The following is a 1,231-nucleotide window of genomic DNA, read 5'->3' on the forward strand; positions in this document are numbered from 1 at the left end:
AGATGCCCATCACCGGGCCCAACCCGGCGTGCACGCCGCGCATTCCACGTTCCTGTCGTTCAGCGTCCGGAACGTGGCTTTCCTGCCACTTGGTCAGGCGGCCGGGACCTCCCAGGCGTGCGGCGCGAGCTGCGCGTCCAGGGGCGCGTCGGTCAGGCGGTTGGCGAGAGTGGACATCGTGTAGGCGCCGATGCCCAGCACGACCTCGAGGGCGTTCTGCCGCGTGAAACCCTGGGCCAGGAACGCTGCGAGCGCCTCCTCCCCCACGGCCCCGTGCGTGGCGAGCACCTCGAGCGTGAAGACGCGGACGGCGTCCAGCCGGGCGTCGGCGAGCGGCTCCTGGTCGCGCAGCGCGGCGATCACATCGGGGCCGGCGCCGAGGGCGACCAGCTTCCCGGTGTGCATCGCGACGCAGACGTGGCAGCCGTTGCGGGTCGCGATCGTCATGATCACGACCTCCCGCGCTACCGGCTCGAGCGCCGTCGCCTCGAACATGCCGCTGAGCTTCAGGAACCCGTCGAGCAGGTGGGGTGACTCGGCCAGCCGGGCGACCCGGGCCGGGAGGTAGCCGAGGCGGCGGGCGGTGGCTTCCATGGACCGGCGCGACGCGTCGGGCGCGGACTCGAGGGTGTGGTCGACGAACACGGCGGCTCCCCTAAGCTCGACAACGTGGTTGTCCAAACAGTAAACGTGGTTGTCCAGTTTGTCCATGGCTGACTCGGAGGAGGGGCAGGGCTGGATGCTGCCGCTGCTGCTCTTCGGTGGCTTCCGCTCGATCATCGACGAGCTGCACGCGGAGCTGGCCCGACAGGGCCACCCGGACGTCCGGCCGGCGTACGGGTTCGCGATGCAGGCGATCGGCCGGGACGGTGCGACGGCCACGGAGCTCGGCAGGCGGCTGGGCGTCTCGAAGCAGGCCGCGGGCAAGACGGTCGACCGGCTGGTCGAGCTGGGCTACGCGGAGCGGGTGGCCGACCCGGCGGACGCCCGGCGCAAGCTGGTGCAGCTCACGCCCCACGGGGTCGACGCGCTCACCCGGTCCACCGCGGTGTTCGACGAGATCCACAGGGCGTGGGCCCAGCGGCTCGGCCCCGACCGTCTCGCCGCCGTCGAGGCGGACCTGCGCACCATGGCGCCCGGCGAGGGCTTCCGCGTGGACGCCTCCGGCTGGTTCGGCGGCTGACCCGCTCGTCCCGCCCGCCCGCCCCCGTTGCAGCAAAGCCACTTTCCT

The 1,231-nt window shown here is 72.4% G+C and carries 2 protein-coding genes; one reads left to right on the forward strand and one right to left on the reverse strand.

Annotated elements, in window-relative coordinates; translation table 11 throughout:
* Positions 1-93 precede the first annotated feature (93 nt).
* Positions 94-645: a carboxymuconolactone decarboxylase family protein gene (locus KME75_RS41705; RefSeq protein ID WP_219420516.1), complete on the reverse strand. Its 552-nt coding sequence runs from the start codon at positions 643-645 to the stop codon at positions 94-96.
* Positions 646-709: 64 nt separating this feature from the next.
* Between KME75_RS41705 and KME75_RS41710 the strand changes: the two genes are divergently transcribed.
* Positions 710-1,183: a MarR family winged helix-turn-helix transcriptional regulator gene (locus KME75_RS41710; RefSeq protein WP_219420519.1), complete on the forward strand. Its 474-nt coding sequence runs from the start codon at positions 710-712 to the stop codon at positions 1,181-1,183.
* Positions 1,184-1,231 lie beyond the last annotated feature (48 nt).

Origin of the sequence: Pseudonocardia nigra (assembly GCF_019396355.1) — a bacterium.
In the GTDB taxonomy this organism is placed as follows: domain Bacteria; phylum Actinomycetota; class Actinomycetes; order Mycobacteriales; family Pseudonocardiaceae; genus Pseudonocardia; species Pseudonocardia nigra.